A 17,798-nucleotide genomic window follows, 5' to 3' on the forward strand; every position below is an offset into this window, starting at 1 on the left:
ACCGGGGTCAGCCGAGGGCGGCGGTCATCGCCGTCGTCTCGGCGTCGGGGACGAGGCATGGTGCGCGGTTGACCGGTAGCGGCTCTGCCTCGATGGAGGCTGCCACCGCCGTCGCCGCGTCGGGCCCGACCGGGCGGGAGTAGACGAAGCCCTGCACGGAGTCGCAGCCGAGGTCGCGCAGCACGTCAACCTCGGCCCGCTTCTCGGCGCCCTCCGCCACGGTGGCGAGCCCGAGGCCGCGGGACAGGGCAATGATGCCGTCGAGCAGCTTGCGCTTGGCCGGGTCGCTGGCGATGCCGTCGATGAAGGAGCGGTCGACCTTCAGCCGGTGGAAGGGCAGCCGCGTCAGATAGCCGAGTGACGAGTAGCCCGAACCGAAGTCGTCGAGGGCGAGCTTGATCCCGAGCCGCGACAGCGCGCTGAGCGTGCGGCTGACGCGCTCCTCGCTCTGGTCGACGAAGAGGCTCTCCGTCAGTTCGAGGCAGAGCAGCTCCGCTGGCAGGCCCGTCTCGGCCAGCACGGCGGCGACGGCCGTCTCGAAATCCATGGCCCAGAACTGGGCCGGCGAGACGTTGACCGACATGGTGCGCGGCGGCAGACCCTGGTCGAGCCAGGTCTTCGCCTGGCGGCAGGCCTCGCGGAGGATCCACAGGCCAAGGTCGACGATGATGCCGGAGTTCTCCGCGACGGGGATGAACACCGCCGGCGAGATCGCCCCGCGCTCGCGGTGGGTCCAGCGCAGCAGCGCTTCGAAGCCGATGACCCTGCCGGAGCTGATACACACCTGCGGCTGATAGACGGCGTGAAGCTCCTGGTCCTCGATCGCATGGCGCAGGTCGCGGGCCAGCAGCAGACGCTGCTCCGCCGCTGCGGCGAAGGCCGGCTCGAACAGAACCGAGCGGCCGCGGCCCGCCTCCTTGCCCGTGTAGAGCGCGAGATCGGCATGCCGCATGGCCTGGTCCGTCGAGGTCGCGTGCTCCGGCAGCATCGCCACGCCGATGGTGGCGCCAACGAAGGTCTCGCCGCTGGTCAGGTCGATCGGCCCGGACAGTGCATGGATCAGGTCGTCGGCGATGAGCCGGGCATCCTCGTGCTGGTGGGCCCGCTCGATCAGCACCGCGAACTCGTCGCCCCCCAGCCGCGCGATCAGGGCGGTCTCGCCGAACTCCCGGCGCAGGATGGCGGCCACACGGCAGAGGAGTTCGTCGCCCGCAGCATGGCCGAAGGCGTCGTTGACCTCCTTGAACCGGTCGAGATCGACCAGGTAGAGCGTCGCGAAGCGACTTTCGAACAGGGTCTTGCCGATGACCTTGGTCAGCGCCTGCTTGAACATCGCACGATTGGCGAGGCCGGTCAGCGGATCCGCATAGGCGAGTTCCTCAAGCTGCCGCTGCGCCTGCTTGCGCTCGGTGACGTCCTGCACGGTGCCGACGAAACCGACGACCTTGCCTCCGAGCTCCTCGCCCTTGCAGGTCAAAGCGAAATCGCGGATGCAGCCATCAGCACAGCGCAGGCGCACGTCACAGCTATGCGCACCACCATCGTTCAGAACCGCGCGCTGCACGTCCAGCAGTTTCTGCCGGTCCTCCGGCAAGAACAGCGCCAGGACTGCCTCGCGGGAGCTGTCGAAGGTCGCCGGGTCGAAGCCGGTGACCGAGAAGAGCTCCTCGCTCCAGGTCACGCTCGCGTCGCCCAGGAGATAGGACCACGACCCCATGCGGCCGAGCCGATGGGCCTCGGCAAGCGCGACCGACCGCTTCAGCAACAGGCGCTCGGTCTCGCGCAGCTCGGTGATGTCGCTCGTCGTGCCGCGATAGCCGCGAAAGGTTCCGTCCGCGTCGAACATCGGCTTGCCGCTGGTGCGGACACGGCGGGGTCCCATGCGGGTATTGACGGTGTAGTCGAGATTGCGGAACGGCCGGCGGGCCTCCATCGCCTCTCGCACAGCCTCCAGTTCTGGGCGGGAGGAAGCCGGGATGTCGAGGTCCCAGCGACGCTTGCCGATGACGAGGCGGATGTCGATCGACTGTGCCGCGCTGCCCGCGTCGAACTTCTCGAAACGGTGCGCGGCATCGGTCTGCCAGCACCAGTCTGTCGCGGTGTCGAGGAAATCCGCCAGCCTCTGTTCCGAGGCGGCGACCTTCTCCAACGCCTGGGTCTCGCTGGTTTCGTCGGTGACGATACCGATGACGCGGACGATGGCTCCCGACGCGTCCCGCTCTGCTTCGCCATGGAAACGCAGTGAGAGAACCCGCCCATCGGGATGGAGGTAAACCACGTTCATGGCATAGGCCGTCCCATCCGAAAGGCAACGCTGGAACGCTTCCTCCATCCGCACGGCGCCGTCGCCCTGGTAGCGGCTTCGCACCATATCGATGCGGACCGGGGCAGACGACACGCCGATCAGGGCGGCGAATTCCGGGGAGACCCAGCTTGTCGAGGGATCACGCGCTTCGACGACCCAGTAACCCACCCCGGCGATACGCATGGCGCGGCTGGCGTGCCCGGAAGGCTCGGGGAGCGGCGCATTCATGTCTCCGGTGCCGACTGATTGGACATGGTTGGGGGCGGCGCTCGACAGTTTCAAGATCCCGAACAAGACTTGCAGCACAATTGCTCGACATGACGTAACGCAAAAGCGCTGAACAAAATGTAATCAAATGCCATTAGTGCCCTTGGAGGGGGTGCCGCTCAGGCAGCCGGCATGCTCGTCCATGGCATCGGCCAGCCCGGCTGCGTCGGCGACGGGACGCAGCGCCTGCAGCGCGCGCCGAGAACGATCCGGCGCGAACACCGGGAAACGCGGCGGCTGAAGCCTTGCCTCAGACCGTCAGTGCGGCGACGGTCGGCAGGGCCCGTTCCAGCCGCGCCGGGCGGCGGGACCATTCGCCCAGTGGCGAACGCTCGATCGACTCGGCGACGAGCGGGGCCATGTCCGGCGTCACGGGACGCGAATAGACATAGCCCTGGACCACGTCGCAGCCGAGTTCACGAAGCACGTCGACCTCCGCCGGCCGCTCGGCCCCTTCCGCGACCACGGACATGCCGAGGCCGCGCGACAGGGCGATGATGCCACCGAGGAGCTTGCGCTTGTCGGGCTGGGTCGAGACCCCGTCGACGAAGGACCTGTCGACCTTCAGCCGGTCGAAGGGCAGGCGCGTGAGGTAGCCGAGCGAGGAATAGCCGGAGCCGAAATCGTCCAGCGCCAGACGCACCCCGAGGGCGGAGAGCGCCCCCAGCGTCCGGCTGATCTGGTGCTCGCTCTGATCGACGAAAAGGCTCTCCGTCAGTTCCAGGCAGAGAAGGTGGGGCGGCAGGCCCGTCTCGGCGAGCACGGCGGAGACGGCGGTCTCGAAATCCAGGTTCCAGAACTGCGCCGGCGAGACGTTGACGGCGATGGCGCGGGGAGGCAGGCCCTGGTCGAGCCAGGCGCGCCCCTGGCGGCAGGCCTCCCGCAGGATCCACAGACCGAGGTCGACGATGATGCCCGAACTCTCGGCCACCGGGATGAACTCGGCCGGCGAGATCGCGCCGCGTTCCCGATGGGTCCAGCGCAGCAGCGCCTCGAAGCCGATGACACGGCCGGTCGCAAGTTCCACCTGCGGCTGGTAGTGGGCGTGGAGTTCGTTCTGCTCGATCGCATAGCGAAGGTTGCGCGCCAGGATCATCCGCTGTTCGACCGCCTCCGCATATTCGGTCTCGAACACCATGCACCGGCCACGACCGGTTTCCTTGGCCATGGACAGGGCGAGGTCGGCGTGCCGCATCGCCAGTTCCGTCGTCGCCCCATCCTCCGGCAGCTTGGCGATGCCGATGGTGGCGCCGATGAAGGCTTCGCCGTTGGCCAGGTCGAGCGGGCCGGAGATCAGGGCAATGAGCCCGTCGGCCAGTTCCCGCATGTCGTCATGCCGCGTCGGGCGTTCGATCAGCACCGCGAATTCGTCGCCCGCGAGCCTGGCGATGAAGGCCTCCGCGCCAAGCTGCTGGCGCAGCAGGCCGGCGACCCGGCAGAGCAATTCGTCACCGGCGGCATGCCCGAGGGAATCATTGACCTCCTTGAAGCGGTCGAGGTCGATGAGCAACAGCGCCCCGAAGCAATCCTCGAGCAGGGCGCGTCCGACCATGGTGGTCAGCGTCCGCTTGAACTGCGTGCGATTGGCGAGGCCGGTCAGTGGATCGGTGAAAGCCAGCTCTTCCAGCTGGCGGTGGGCGAGCTTGCGTTCGCTGATGTCCTGCACCAGTCCGATGACGCCCACGATCCTGCCGGCGACGACGTCCGCCTTGCAGTTGACGGCAAAATCGCCGACGCGGCCGTCGGCACACCGGAACCGCAGGTCGGCACTGGTCGCCCCCCCGGATTTCAGCACCTGCTTCTGCATGTCCTGGAGGCGCGCGGCATCGTCGGCGGCGAAATGCGAGAGGATGTTGGCGTGGGACATGTCGAGCGTCGCCGCATCATATCCCGTCAGCGCATAGAGCTCCTCGCTCCAGGTGACCTGCGCGTCGCCCAGCCGATAATGCCAGGATCCCATCCGGCCGAGCCGCTGCGCTTCGGCGAGGGCCGTCGTCCGGCGGGCGAGAAGCTCCTCGGTCGCCTTTCTTTTGGTGACGTCGCTGGCCGTGCCGCGATACCCTTGGAAGGCGCCGTTTTCATCGAAGACGGGCTTGCCGCTGGTGCGGATCGTCGCCTTGTCGCCGCCGGGACCGATCAGCGAATAGGTGAAGGCCCGAAACGGCCGATGTGCTTCCATATCGGCGCGGTGGCGCGCCATGGCGTCGCGATCCTCGGGAAGATAGGGCAGGTCCCAGCGGGCGACATGGCCTGCGGCAATCGTCTGGATCGCCGTGTTCTTTTCGGCCGGGAGCGCATTGGGGAGAAGGCGATGGTCGGCATCGGTCTGCCAGCACCAGTCCGAGGCCGTGCTGATGAAGTCGGCGAGGCGCTGCTCGCTCGCTGCGAAGGAGCGCAGGACGGCCTTTTCCTCGGACACGTCGCGGACGATCCCCGAAACCGCAACGACCCGGCCCGCCGCGTCGCGCTCGGCCTCGCCATGGACGGACAGATCGATGACCCGTCCATCGGGATGACGATACTGGCCCTCGACGCGGTAGGGCAGGCCCTCGCTCCAGCACAGGAGAAGACCGCGATGGAGGTCGTCGGCTGCGGTGCCGAGATAGCGCCCACGGATGGCGTCAACCGCGATCACCCCCTCTGCGGTGGCAAGGCCATACAGGGATGCGAGTTCGGGCGAGATCCACAACGTCTGGCTGTCGGGCCCGGCAGATTGCCAATAGCCCATGCCGGCGATCGCCAGGGCGCGCTTGAGCAGGCCGGCCTCGCGAGCGGAGGATACGGGAAGCGGCACATCGCCGCCTTTCCGCATCGCCTTTCTGGTTCCCGGCATCTGGAGCGGACCCTGAGTCTTGTTGCGCAGATTGTCCCTTCAGGGCGTTATCAGTTCGTTACGATCCACCACTATGCCGCGATCTGACCGTTACATGACGGTTAATTTCCCGGGGGACGGCGCTCATGACGGCAACTCACGCGATACCCGTGTTCGACATCGGCCAGGTTTTGCTGCGCTGGGAGCCGCGGGCGGCGCTCGCGCCGCATTTCGATGACGGGGCGGCGCTCGACGCCTTTATGGAGGAGGTCGGGTTCATGGACTGGCACGCCCGCCAGGATGCCGGGCGGGCGGTCGCCGAAGCGGTCGCCGACCATGCCGCCCGCTTTCCCCACCATGCCCCGGTCTTCGCCGCCTTCTACGACAACTGGCTGGACGCGGTGCCGGGAGAGGTCCCGGGCACCCGCGCCATCTTCGAGGGCCTCGCCGCGCGCGGCCCGGTCTACGGCATCTCGAACTTCTCGCGGGAGCTTTTCGACCGGACGCGGCCGGCCCATCCCTTCCTCGACGCCTTTTCCGGGCTGGTCCTCTCCGCCGATGTCGGCATCAACAAGCCGGACCCGCGGATCTATGCGGTCCTCTGCGAGCGCCATGCCCTGGCACCGCAGGCCTGTCTCTTCATCGACGACTCGCCCCGCAACGTGGAGGCAGCGCGTACCTTCGGCATGGACGCGGTCCATTTCACCGACGCGCCTTCCCTTTCCGCCGCGCTGCGGGCGCGGGGCCTGGCGTGGTGACCTTGCCATGGAGGTCGATCGCCTCGGCCAGGCGGTCGCGGTCGAGAGGCTTGGTGAGGAAGGAATCCATTCCGGCGGCGATGGCTGCGGCCCGGTCCTCGGGGAAGGCATTGGCGGTGAGTGCGACGATCGGCAGACGCCGGCCGTCCCCTTCTCCTGCCCGGATCAGCTTGGCCGCTGACAGGCCGTCGCATTCCGGCATCTGCATGTCCATCAGCACGAGGTCGATGCCGGCCTCCGGGTCGAGGGCCGTGGCCGCGGCGGCGCGTCCATCCTTCACCCAGACGGCCCGATGGCCAAGCTTTTCAAGGAGCTTGCGGCAGAGCAGCGCATTGATGTCATTGTCCTCGGCGATCAGCACCGTCAGGGACGGGCCGGCTGGCACGGCGTGCGGGTCGGCCCTGCCCTCCCCCTCGGCCTCCCGTTCCGCCGGGCCGGGGCCCTGGCCGCGCATCTGCATGAGGAGCGAGGCCTCGCGGACGGGTGACACCAGCCAGCCGCCGATCCCCTTCTGGCGCCAGACAGCCACGGCCGACCGCTCCGCCGGCCGCACCAGGAGCACCGTGCGCTCGACCCGCGCGGACAGCACCGACAGGACCGCGGCGACACCGTCCTCGCCGAGGCGGTAGTCGAGGATCGCCGTGTCGAAGCGCCCCGGCGCAAGGTCCGGCAGGCCTTCGCAGGCCGTGGCGACCGCCCCGCGCGCCGTCAGCCGCTGGGCCAGCGCCGCGCGCTCGATCGGCGAGGGCGAGACGATCAGCACGGCCAGACCTGCAAGGCCCTCATCGGCCGGGCCGGCCGTGGCCGCGATCGTCATCGGCAGCCGGACGGTGAAGGTCGCGCCCGCACCGAGCGCGGTGGCGACGGTGAGCGTCCCGCCCATGAGGGCGACGATGCGCCGCGAGATGGCAAGACCGAGCCCGGTGCCGGCATGGCGGCGGGAGAAGGTCGTCTCGCCCTGCTCGAATTCGCCGAAGATGCGCTCGATATCGGCGGGTGCGATCCCCGGACCGGTATCGGCGACGGTGAGCACGAGATGATCGTCGTCGCGCGTCGCCGCGATGGTCACGCCGCCGGTCTCGGTGAACTTCACCGCATTGCCCGCGAGATTGAGCAGGACCTGGCGCAGACGCGTCGCATCGCCGGTCAGCCGCGGCGGCACGTCGGGGGCGACGGAGGTCGCCACATCCAGCCCCTTGGCCTGGGCGCGCGGGCCGAGCAGCTCCGCCGCGCCCTCGATGATCGGCAGCAGGTCGAAGGGAGCGACGTCGAGGTCGAGGCGGCCCGCCTCGATCTTCGAGAAATCGAGGATCTCGTCGATCAGCGCCAGCAGCGCCTCGCCGGACCCCTTGACCGCATCGGCATAGGTCTTCTGGTCCGGCGACAGGGGGGTATCCAGCAGCAGGTCCGCCATCCCGAGGATGCCGTTCAGGGGGGTGCGGATCTCGTGGCTGACGGTGGCGAGGAAACGCGACTTCGCCTCGTTGGCGCCTTCCGCCCGGGCTGTCGACAGCGCCAGCGCCGCCTCCGCGGCCTTGCGGTCGGTGATGTCGCGGCCGACCGACTGCATCTCCTCGCAACGTCCCTCGCCATCGCGGATCGGATGGTGGCGCCAGGCGATCCAGCGATGCCCCGCGGGCGTGGCGATCAGCTCGTCGGCACTGCAGGAGCCGTCGGCCTCGCGCCGCTCTTCCGCGCGGTCGATCACCACCGGGCCGCGATCGAGGCCGACCAGATCGGCCGCGGCAAGGCCGACGAGATCGCCGAAGGCCCGGTTGGCGAAGGTGATGGTTCCCTGGCGGTCGCGCCGCACGATGAGATCGCCCTGGGCATCGATCAGCCCGCGATGCCGCTCCTCGCTCTCGGCCAGTTCGAAGACCCGGTCGGTGAGGGCCTCGACCGCGTCCTCCAGCGCCGCCGTCTTGCGCAGCAGCGCCCGGCGGCCATGGGCGAGGTGCAGAAGGGCCGCGACGGCGGCCACGCCGAAGGCTGCCGCGCCACCCGCGACCAGGGCGAAAGCATCCACCGCAACTCTCCACGCAACCCCGAACGATGGGCAGAGCGTAAACAGACAGGGTTGACGCCGGGTTACCATGACCGCTGAGCGGGGTGAGGTCTGTGGCATGAGGTCTGTGGCATGAGGTCTGTGGCATGAGGGGGAAGTCAGGCATGAGGGGGAAGCCAGGCATGAGTCCCGCGCCATGAGGCCCGCGCCATGAGGCCCGCGCCATGAGGCCCGCGGCATGAGGCCCGCGGCCAGGGGACACAGGCATGAGGCCCGCGGCCAGGGGACACAGACCGCCGCCTGCGGGGCCATGGCGACGAACACCCCGCCACTTGCGGCGCCAGGACGACAAACGTCCCGCCGCCTGCGGCGTCCTCACAAAGACAGCCCCGCCGCGCGCGGCATCAGGCGGCGGCCCGCACCCGATCCGTTGCCCCGCGATAGCTGATGGCCTCGGCGAGATGGACGCGCCTGACGCCGGCCGCCCCGTCGAGATCGGCAATGGTCCTGGCAAGCTTGAGGACCCGGTGATAACCCCGCGCCGTCAGCCGCAGGGCCTCGGCGGCGTCGCGCAGCAGGGCAAGACCCGCCGCATCCGGGGCCGCGACCTCGTCGAGAAGGGCTGGCGGCGCATGGGCGTTCAGCCTGACGGGAAGCCCGCGCCCGCCATAGCGCGCCTGCTGCAGCGCCCGTGCCGCCGCGACCCGCAGGCCGATCTCCGGGCTCCCCTCGGCCGGCGCCGGGAGGATCAGATCGGCGGCGGAGACCGCCGGCACCTCAATCACCATGTCCATCCGGTCGATGAGGGGCCCGGAGATCTTCGCCTGGTAATCGGCCATGCAGCGGGGGTTGGGCATGCGCGGGCAGGCAAAGCCCGGTTCGGTGGCCTTGCCGCAGCGGCAGGGATTCATGGCGGCCACGAGCTGGAACCGGGCGGGAAAACTGACGCGCTGGTTGGCCCTGGCGATGACGGCCTCGCCGGCTTCGATCGGTTGCCGCAGCCCGTCCAGCACATGCGGCTGGAACTCGGGCAGTTCGTCCAGGAACAGAACGCCGTGATGGGCGAGCGACACCTCCCCCGGCCGGACGCGCAACCCGCCCCCGATCAGTGAGCATTTACACTGGTAGTGAGACAGAGTCGTGCCCAGAGGAGCCATCGCACCCGCCAAGCGCCCCTTCCGCGAGACAACATAGTTGAGACGAATTGCGCATTTTGCGGAACATATGAGACGAATCGCGTAGGAGACATTATGCGTAAAGTGCCCCTCGGCAGGTTTGCCATCACAGGGAGGTTTCCCAGTCGATATTCAGACGCCCCGCTACAGTACGAGTCGGCTCTCGAGGGCAAATTCCTCGCGATCTTGGACTCCGACGTGCTGCTGAAGAGCATAGCCACACAGCAACCGACCGTGATGGTCGACGTGGGCGGCAAGGAGCGAAAATACACACCGGACGTGCTCGTAACGTGGCGCTCTGATGTCGAATGGCCGTACGGCTCCCAAACTGTTGCATTTGAGGTCAAGCCATTCGCGATCTTGAGGGACAAGCATTACTCGCTGGCGCCTAAGCTTCGTGCCGCACGTCAGGTGCTGAAAGAAATCGGCATCGGCTTCCGGGTGATTACAGACCGGTCGATCGAAACGCCCCGTCTGGTCAACGCGCGCAAGATGATTGAGGCGCGTTCTTACCGGCCGAAGGACGAGTGGTACAATGCGGCATCAGAGGTGTTCCGATGGCGGCAAGAGCCTTTCGAGTTAGTCGAGCTGGAGAACGTCCTGTTGCGTGCTGGGGCTCGCCCCTTCGAGGCGCAAGAGTTCATTTGGCACTGGGTCTCGCGGGGGTTCATCGAGTGCGATCTCAACCGCCCTGTTACAGGAACCACCAAATGTCTGTGGTGGACTATGCTGGTACTTCAGGGCATGCCTCGCCATGAGGAAGACGCACGGGATTGAGGTCGGCATGGTCGTCTACGCCGGCGGGCGCAGAGGCTTCGTCACCGGTGTTGCGAATTTTGACAACATCGGTGTGCGCCACGAGAACCAGGACGGGATCACCATCTACAAGGCGTCGGACCTTCACCAGCGCCCAGACCCGTCACCAGACCGCCGGTTCGCGATCGACGTGTTGACCGCCGAGCAGTTGGCCATCGCCACCGAGACCCGGGATATCCTTCAACCCGTTCTAGACGGCGAGGTACAAGGACGAAAAGCTCTTGGCGAGCTCATCGCCCCGCATCGCAATCGTCCCGATCTCCGTCTCAGCATAGCCACTGCCTACAGGCGCATCGCGGCGTATAAGGCGACCGACGACATATCCGCGTTCCTTCCCGATCGCACCTGGAAGCCCAGAGCCCAAAGCAAGGTCAAGCAGAGCGCGGCGGAGCAGGCAATGGAAACGGCGATACAACGCCACATTCTCTGCAAGAAGCCTCTCAAATACCAAACGATTCATAAAGAAATGCTGCCCGCCATTTGCAGGGCGCTAGGCTGCAATGTTCCGCCCTATTGGACGTTGGTGCGCCGAATAAACGAGGTCAAACGACGCGATCCGTATGCGGTCGAGGTCGCCCAAAAAGGAAGGCGTGTCGCAGACCATCATTACCGTCAGAACCGCGGCAGCCACCCCCTGGCAACCGGTCCCCTCTCCTGCGTCCAAGCAGACTATTGGGATGTGCATTGCATCCTGGTGGACGACGCCACGCGAGAGTCGGTCGGCCGCCCCGTTCTCTGCCTGGCAACCTGCATCGCGACGGGCATGCCTTACGGCTACTATCTCAGCTACGAACCCCCCAACGCAGGCTTCATCGGGGTGACGCTGTATGAAGGCATGATACCCAAGGACCAGCTTCTGAGCCGCCTTGGGGTGGAAATGCAGTGGCCCGTGTGGGGACCACCCAGAGTTCTGCAGCTCGACAACGCCAAAGATTTCCGCGGCGAGATGATTAGCACGTTCTGCAAAAGCTGGGGTATCGACCTCCAGCACCGACCAGTGCGGACGCCGCATTTCGGAGGGGCAATCGAGAACCGCTTCAAGCAGTTGGCCAGCAAGATCGACCACCTGCCGGGAGCTACCGGGTCAAACCACACCACCAGGAGAGGCAACCCAAGCAAAGAGGCCATCTTCACAATCGATGAGTTCGAACTCTACTTAATCAATTTGCTAAAGGAACACATTAACACGCCCAGCAAACGGTTCGGCGGAATGACGCCTCTTCAAAAGTGGAACTCGTATTTCTTTGATCCCGCCACAGGCGAGCAGAAGAAAACGATTCCGATGCCACCCGAAGATCCGCAGGCCCTACGAATCGAGCTTATGCCGTTCTTCGATCGAAAACTGACCCAGAAGGGCTTGCTCCTCGACCATATTCACTATGACAGCCCTCAGCTCACAGCAATTAAGAAGCGATACGCCACGGGTGAACGGATCCCGATGCGGATGAGGAGAGATCCGCGGGATATCTCGTACATTTATGTGATGGATCCATTCGCCAAGACCTACATCCAGGTCCATTGGGTGACGCCCTCGCGCGAGCCGATCAACCTGTGGCAGCACCGCCGACTTCTACGAATTCTGAGGTCTCACGGCGACAAGAGCACCGAGGAAAACCAGATCAGGGCACAGGAAGACCGAAAGCATATTGCCGATAAGGCTAAAACGAAGACAAAAAATATGCGTCGCGACAAGGCCAAGGCACTTCGTGGCATGAAGATGAGCAACGCTCAGAATCCCAAGCTGCTCAACGACCCTGTTGCGGCCTCGGTCAAAGCTGCATTGAATGCGGCTAAGGACACCATCGACGCAGCCACCGCGCAGGAAGACTACGACGATATCTTCAAGTTCAAACTATGACCCTCGATCACCTTCACCCAGACGTCCGGCATTTGGCTTCCGAACCGATCAAGGTCAGGATCTATGAGTTCTGGCCTCGCATCTTCGTGCAAACCAAGACAGTTGAAGCAATCTACCGCGAGATGGACCGACTCGTTTTGCGGGGCGATCAGGCGCGCTCCCCTATTCTTCTGCTCTGGGGAGACTCAAACGTCGGCAAAACGGCGCTTCTCGAGCGATATGTCCGAGACAAGATGGAAGAGGCTGTCCAAGGGGGTGAGGTAAGAGCCAGCCTCTACCCGAACATCCCCGTCATCATGATTTCAATGCCGGCGGACAACAACCGCACGGAATTCTTCGAGTTGATGCTGACCAAGCTCGGTCGCGTGTTCAACCCCTACGGTAAAAACGACGCCCTGTCGCCGGTCACCCGTAAACTCATGGAAGAGGTGGGGCTACGCCTCGCCATCTTCGACGAGATCCATAACGTCATCCCCGCCCACGACGCAAAAGCCGAAATGCTCCGGCAAATCAAGGAATTGTCTAACAAGATACGGCGGCCAATGGTTTTATCCGGCACGCGCGAGGCATATGAGTTTATCAGTGCAAGCATTGAGCTGAAGGAGCGCTTCATCGACATCGAGATGCCGAGGCTCGAGAGAGGCGACGAGTTCCCCACGTTCCTCAGAACAATTGCGCGTCTCATCCCGCTAAAGAAACCCTCGCCCCTTTCGAAGTCCGAGATGGTCGACCTGCTCTATAACCTCTCGGAGGGGCTCACGGGTAGATTATCTGAACTTCTGTATCACGCCGCGATCGCCGCGGTCGAAGACGGTACGGAACGCATCACTGCAGACAACGTTATTTCAACCATTTACGCGAAAAATATCCTGAGGAGATTGGGTGCAGTTCGCACTCTGGCGCCCGAACCTTAAGAGTAATGTTCCCGTCGCGTTTCGCGTTCAGACCACCGCCCCTCCCGGACGAGCTCCTGTCGTCATGGATCCAGAGAACGGCGGTCGGAATGTTCTTCATCCCCTACGCCTTCGTGCACACCTATTGGCGCTCGGAGCCGCCAGTGCTCAGCCGGGACATCGACCTCATGAGCGATCCCCGGGTCATCGCCGGCATGGCCTTCGGCACCGGCACGGATGCAGACGTGGCAGCGTCGACCTCCCTCGGCTCTCTCGACGGGCTTCTCTTCTCGGACTGCGGGTCGCGGGGCATCTATCCCTGGGTTCTGCCCGTCGGCGTCCGCAACCGCGACCGGAAGCTGCCAGGCCAGCAATACTGCCCCCATTGCCTTGCAGCTGACGAGCGGCCGTATCTTCGCAAGCGCTGGCGTCTTGCTGTTGCGTCAGTATGCCTCGAGCACCAGCGGATGCTGCTCGACCGTTGTAACGGCTGTGCCTCACCGCTCATGCCGTTCCGATCACGTGCGCTTCACGTTTGCTGGGCCTGCAACACCGACCTCCGAGAGGCTGCAACTGAACCCGCGCATCCTCACGCGGTCCGATTCAACCAGATGGCCCAGGACGCCTTGCGCTCTGGCTGGGGGTCACTTGGACCATCGACCTTCCACTACAGCCCGGTGATGTTCAGCGTGCTGAGGCAGCTGGGCCGGACCATCATCTCCGGACCGCGCTCGCAGGCATTGCGAACAGTTCTCAGCGGGCTCTCGAACGTCAGCGACCGGCCCTTCGTCTTCGTCGGTGGTCGAGGTGAGGTGGAGTTCCTCAGCGCCGACGAGCGTCACCGTATGCATGCTATGATCACCGCTCTGGTCGACGACTGGCCGCACACCTATCTCGCTTGCATGTCCGCGGCCGGAATGTGGCACTCATGGGCTCTGCGGGACATGCCGAATGTTCCTCACGCTCTTCGAACCGTCGTGGATGCTGGACTGCGGCCACGCACCTATAGTCCCCCCGTCGAGGAAGTCGTAGAAGCTGCACGCTACATCGCCAGGCGCGGAAACGGGGTCAGCGGTCGCCAGTTGCGGCGTCTGATCGGAGACAGCATTCATCATCGGGAAGCCGTCGCCCGCGTCCTGGCGCCCCCTCTGGTACCCGCGCTAGAGCCCGCGGAGGCGGTCCCGCTCTCGCAGGATTGACTTCGCCATTTGGTCCGGCAGGACGCGAGCGGGGCGATGGCGGATCGTGGCGACAGGCAGCGTTCTACCCCGCGCAGCCGAAGGCCGGTCCGGGTCTTGGCCAGGAACGATCTGGCTCTCGCGGAACGTGCCGTTCGCCATCGCCAGTGAGATGATGATGTCATAGAGAGCAACAGAGGGGAGCGGAGGGCCAGGCGACCATACAAGCAGCGCTGAGCGCTCCCCGCCTGACGCCAGGCTCTCCCCGTCAAATGTGTAGAGCACCCCCTCCCGGGAGATCAGCGACATCACCGCAATCCTCCGGGATAGGCCGCCCGGTCTGATCCATGGAAGCAGCTTGTGCAGGTCCCTATCATCGACCTTCCATAGGCCGTCCCCGGCATCATATGGTGCTGGAGGAGGCTCCAGTCTGAAGAGCGCTCCATCCATCCGCGCTGCGGCCTCGAGGGCGTCGATAAGCTGCTGCATCCGGCTCGTGATCCCGCTGTGCATCTTTGTTGGCTGGAGAGACGCAGGCTCAACCTTCGCTGTCCTTCCATGCGGCGACCCAGTCGAAGAGCCCTCAACCTGGATCTGGTCATCGGACTTGCGGCGGTAATGCCGGGGGGCCGATCGGCTGGGGTCGGTAATGATGGATATGGGGATCTCGGCGGGCTGCTCACCATCGACCGCAAACTCTCTCGCCTCGAGCGATCGGCTTGGTGAAGCACGCAGCTTCAAAGCGGGCTGCGCCGCGACCAATTCGCCGTCGTCAATGATCTGAGCGGAAACCCGCGTCGGCACGTCCCGATCGCCCGCACTTCGATCAGGAACAAACATCCTGACTGACCGCACATCCGACTCAAATCGCGCCGTCCGGATCCGCGTCACAAGCAAGGGTCTACGCGGCTCCATCAGCGCCCCTGTAGCGTCGGTGCGAGCCAACCTTACCTTATCGGTCTCAAGATCGCAGACGAACCCGACATTTTGGGGAAACAACGTGTCGACGAACTGGGGGCTGTTGAGGAAGTCCGACTGGCTCAGCTTCTTGAAAACGGCAGTGTAGGAGCGGTAGCGCTCCTCGTTGCCGAGGATGAGAGGAATCGGCGCCGGATACGACCCCGGATGGGAAAATCCGCGGCACGTCAGCAAACCATCCTCGACGCTGAAGCTCTCCGGAGAAAGATCAACGAGCCGGCCAGCCTCCGGGCGATCCGGCAGACCAAGTCCCTCCATCATATGCCGCAGCCAGGGCCCGCCTAGGCGGAAGACCGCCATGAGGAGCTCAAGGACTGGCACGAAGGCTAATGCGTAGCGGTTCAGCCTGACGGCGAAATAGCGTAGCCCCTGAAATTCCCCGATGGGGTGTGCAGGATGAGGCAGTTCATCAGCCGCATCGACGAAGCCCCTCAGCTCCTCGCTGACCGGATGCGATCTCTCGCGCGTCAAAGTTACGGCGCGCCACGATAGTCGACCGGGATACTGCCCAGTTATCGACCCGACTCTTTCGCCGTTTCGCACCATCGTCCCCGGGCGCAGGCCGCTCAGCCAGGAGACGGCGACAGGGGCGGCTCTGATCTCCGGTTTCTGGGTCGCAGCGCCATTCCTCCACCCTGCCTCGGCAAGGAGCAGTTCAGCTTCCACCTCGCCTGACATCGGACCTGGCCGTCCTACACGACCCGCAGCGATAACTTCCCACTCGCGATTATCCTGCGGCAGGCTGTCGAACTTGAACTGCGGCAGATGCAAACTGTTCACGGATGACTTCGCTGCTAACGCTCCGGCTCTCGGGCTTAAATGCTCCCGGTTGATCCGCGATTAACCGAGGCGACGATCGCTCGCACGACCTTTACCCCGTGACATTCCGGTAGCCGAGCCCACTATTTCCGTGGCACTCGGCACGGCGTCAGCTGGTCACTCAAATTGATCGTGAGAGCCCCAGCTCAAAAATGAGAACATTCCGGATGGAACCGGCCTCTGGTCAAGGGCAGAGCTTGTTCAGAATGCTCGGACTGCGGGAGCTCGATCAGCGCACCAAGGGCGCGTATCGGGTTGTGGATGTGGAGCGACAGATAACTTGGCACCAAATGCCGGGTTAACGTGGCGCAATCCACCCATAACGTGACATTTGACCCTGAAGGCCCCGCTACTCGGCGGGGTCTTCGTCATTTCAAGCGAGAATGTTGGGGCGCGATCCAGCCGACCACGAGAGTACAAGAGGCGTTTCAGTCGCAGCCAGCCCCACTCGGGAGGCCCAGCAGCCGATCATGGATCAAAGGGGGACTAGGCTCGGGCGTCTGTCCGCATTGCGGTTGGCCCGACGACCACGAATGTTAACCCTGAAGGTGCTAGCAGGGTCCATAACATACGTTATGCGCATACAATCAATAGCTTAGTTCGCATAATGGCCGTTATGTTAAGGTGGTGCGGTACTCTCCGAGGGTCAATCAGGAAAGTGGTCAATCGGTAGGCACTAGGCCTGCTAAGCAAAGGATAATCCGCTATCGTTTGCTTATGCGATTCGTAAGCAAAGGTTCGTTGGCTTGAGCACCGGTACCAACCCGCGGCTCGGCCGCTATGTGACGTCGGTGTTCGGCGATGAAGCCGTGCGCGCCTTTATTCCCCCACCCTTACCGCCAGTCCCGGAGGTGAACTTAGGACCTCTGGTTCCGCTGCTTGACCAGGCCGCCACGGCACTCGGCCGGCTGGACGGGGTCACGACGGTCCTGCCCGACTCGCCGCTGTTCATCTACATGTACGTTCGGAAAGAGGCCCTGCTTTCGTCCCAGATCGAGGGCACGCAGTCGTCCCTTTCCGATCTACTGCTTTTTGAGAACGACGAGATCCCGCAGGTTCCCCTCGACGACGTGGCAGAGGTCTCGAACTACGTACGGGCGCTTCAGCATGGCCTCAACCGGCTTCGGGGAGGCTTTCGCCTCTCTCTACGGCTCATCCGCGAGATCCATGAGATTCTGCTGAGTGAAGGACGCGGCAGCAGCAAGCAGCCTGGGGAGTTTCGCCGGACGCAGAACTGGATCGGCGGCACCCGACCAGGAAATGCGCTGTTTGTGCCCCCTCCCCCCGATCAGGTCATGGAGTGCCTGGGGCAGCTCGAGAAGTTCATGCATGAGGACCACAAGAGCCTGCCACTACTGGTTCGCGCGGCTCTCGTGCACGTCCAGTTCGAGACCATTCACCCATTTCTGGATGGCAATGGGCGCCTGGGCAGGCTGCTCATCACTTTTCTGCTGTGTGCTGAGGGCACGCTTCGCGAGCCGATCCTCTACCTCAGTCTTTATTTCAAGACGCAGCGGAGCACCTACTACGACCTTCTGCAGGCCGTCCGCGAGCGTGGCGACTGGGAGTCTTGGATCGAATTTTTCCTGACCGGGGTGGTGGAGACGGCCAACCAGGCGACGGACACAGCCCGCCAGCTCCTGGCGTTGTTCGAGGCCGATCGAAAGGCGCTGTCAGGCATAGGGCGGGGTGGCCCGTCAGCATTGCGGGTCCACGAGATGCTTCAGCGGCGTCCTCTGACGAGCGTGGCCGCGGCCGCCAAGCAGCTCCAGCTTTCAGAGCCGACCGTCCAGAAGTCCCTCGACGCGATGATGAAGCTGGGGATCGTGCGGGAGATGACAGGAAAGCGCCGCCGCCGCCTCTACGCTTACGCGAAGTACCTGAGTATCCTCAACCAAGGTACCGATCCGCTCTCGCCGAAGACTGCGCCCTGA

At 64.6% G+C, this 17,798-nt stretch carries 10 protein-coding genes and 1 pseudogene; 6 read left to right on the forward strand and 5 right to left on the reverse strand.

Going from position 1 to position 17,798, the window contains the following annotated elements; all coding sequences use genetic code 11:
- Positions 1-7: 7 nt before the first annotated feature.
- Together Q0C57_RS17300 and Q0C57_RS17305 are read right to left on the reverse strand one after the other, a co-directional pair.
- Positions 8-2,533, reverse strand: coding sequence for an EAL domain-containing protein (locus Q0C57_RS17300; RefSeq protein WP_296578051.1), 2,526 nt, complete (start codon positions 2,531-2,533; stop codon positions 8-10).
- Positions 2,534-2,822: 289 nt separating this feature from the next.
- Positions 2,823-5,405 (reverse strand): GGDEF domain-containing phosphodiesterase, encoded by a 2,583-nt coding sequence (locus tag Q0C57_RS17305; RefSeq protein ID WP_296578053.1) that lies wholly within the window; start codon positions 5,403-5,405, stop codon positions 2,823-2,825.
- Between the two features lie 125 nt (positions 5,406-5,530).
- On the opposite strand from Q0C57_RS17305, the gene Q0C57_RS17310 reads away from it, so the two are divergent.
- Positions 5,531-6,142 (forward strand): HAD-IA family hydrolase, encoded by a 612-nt coding sequence (locus Q0C57_RS17310; protein WP_296578056.1) that lies wholly within the window; start codon positions 5,531-5,533, stop codon positions 6,140-6,142.
- Here Q0C57_RS17310 and Q0C57_RS17315 read toward each other — a convergent pair.
- Both Q0C57_RS17315 and Q0C57_RS17320 read right to left on the reverse strand, forming a co-directional pair.
- On the reverse strand, positions 6,087-8,168 hold the full coding sequence (locus Q0C57_RS17315) for an ATP-binding protein (protein WP_296578058.1): 2,082 nt from the start codon (positions 8,166-8,168) through the stop codon (positions 6,087-6,089). The genes Q0C57_RS17310 and Q0C57_RS17315 overlap by 56 nt on opposite strands.
- A gap of 383 nt (positions 8,169-8,551) precedes the next feature.
- A pseudogene (locus Q0C57_RS17320) lies at positions 8,552-9,352 on the reverse strand (ATP-binding protein); the annotation flags it as partial.
- Positions 9,353-9,520: 168 nt separating this feature from the next.
- Between Q0C57_RS17320 and Q0C57_RS17325 the strand changes: the two are divergent.
- Genes Q0C57_RS17325 through Q0C57_RS17340 form a run of 4 tightly spaced genes read left to right on the forward strand, consistent with a single transcriptional unit; the run spans position 9,521 to position 14,088 of the window.
- On the forward strand, positions 9,521-10,099 hold the full coding sequence (locus tag Q0C57_RS17325) for a TnsA endonuclease N-terminal domain-containing protein (RefSeq protein ID WP_296578060.1): 579 nt from the start codon (positions 9,521-9,523) through the stop codon (positions 10,097-10,099).
- 7 nt (positions 10,100-10,106) lie between these two features.
- A complete protein-coding gene (locus tag Q0C57_RS17330) occupies positions 10,107-11,996 on the forward strand; it encodes a Mu transposase C-terminal domain-containing protein (RefSeq protein ID WP_296578063.1) in 1,890 nt (629 codons plus the stop codon).
- Positions 11,993-12,910 carry a TniB family NTP-binding protein gene (locus Q0C57_RS17335; protein WP_296578066.1) on the forward strand — a complete coding sequence of 306 codons (918 nt, stop codon included), beginning with the start codon at positions 11,993-11,995 and terminating at the stop codon, positions 12,908-12,910. The genes Q0C57_RS17330 and Q0C57_RS17335 overlap by 4 nt, the downstream gene beginning before the upstream one ends.
- Before the next feature lie 5 nt (positions 12,911-12,915).
- Positions 12,916-14,088 (forward strand): TniQ family protein, encoded by a 1,173-nt coding sequence (locus Q0C57_RS17340; RefSeq protein ID WP_296578069.1) that lies wholly within the window; start codon positions 12,916-12,918, stop codon positions 14,086-14,088.
- Here the strand turns inward: Q0C57_RS17340 and Q0C57_RS17345 are convergent.
- Positions 14,050-15,825 (reverse strand): hypothetical protein, encoded by a 1,776-nt coding sequence (locus Q0C57_RS17345; RefSeq protein ID WP_296578072.1) that lies wholly within the window; start codon positions 15,823-15,825, stop codon positions 14,050-14,052. The genes Q0C57_RS17340 and Q0C57_RS17345 overlap by 39 nt on opposite strands.
- 785 nt (positions 15,826-16,610) lie before the next feature.
- Here Q0C57_RS17345 and Q0C57_RS17350 point away from each other — a divergent pair.
- Positions 16,611-17,798 (forward strand): Fic family protein, encoded by a 1,188-nt coding sequence (locus Q0C57_RS17350; RefSeq protein WP_296578074.1) that lies wholly within the window; start codon positions 16,611-16,613, stop codon positions 17,796-17,798.

The sequence above is a fragment of the Phreatobacter sp. genome (genome assembly GCF_022843985.1).
Classification (GTDB): domain Bacteria; phylum Pseudomonadota; class Alphaproteobacteria; order Rhizobiales; family Phreatobacteraceae; genus Phreatobacter.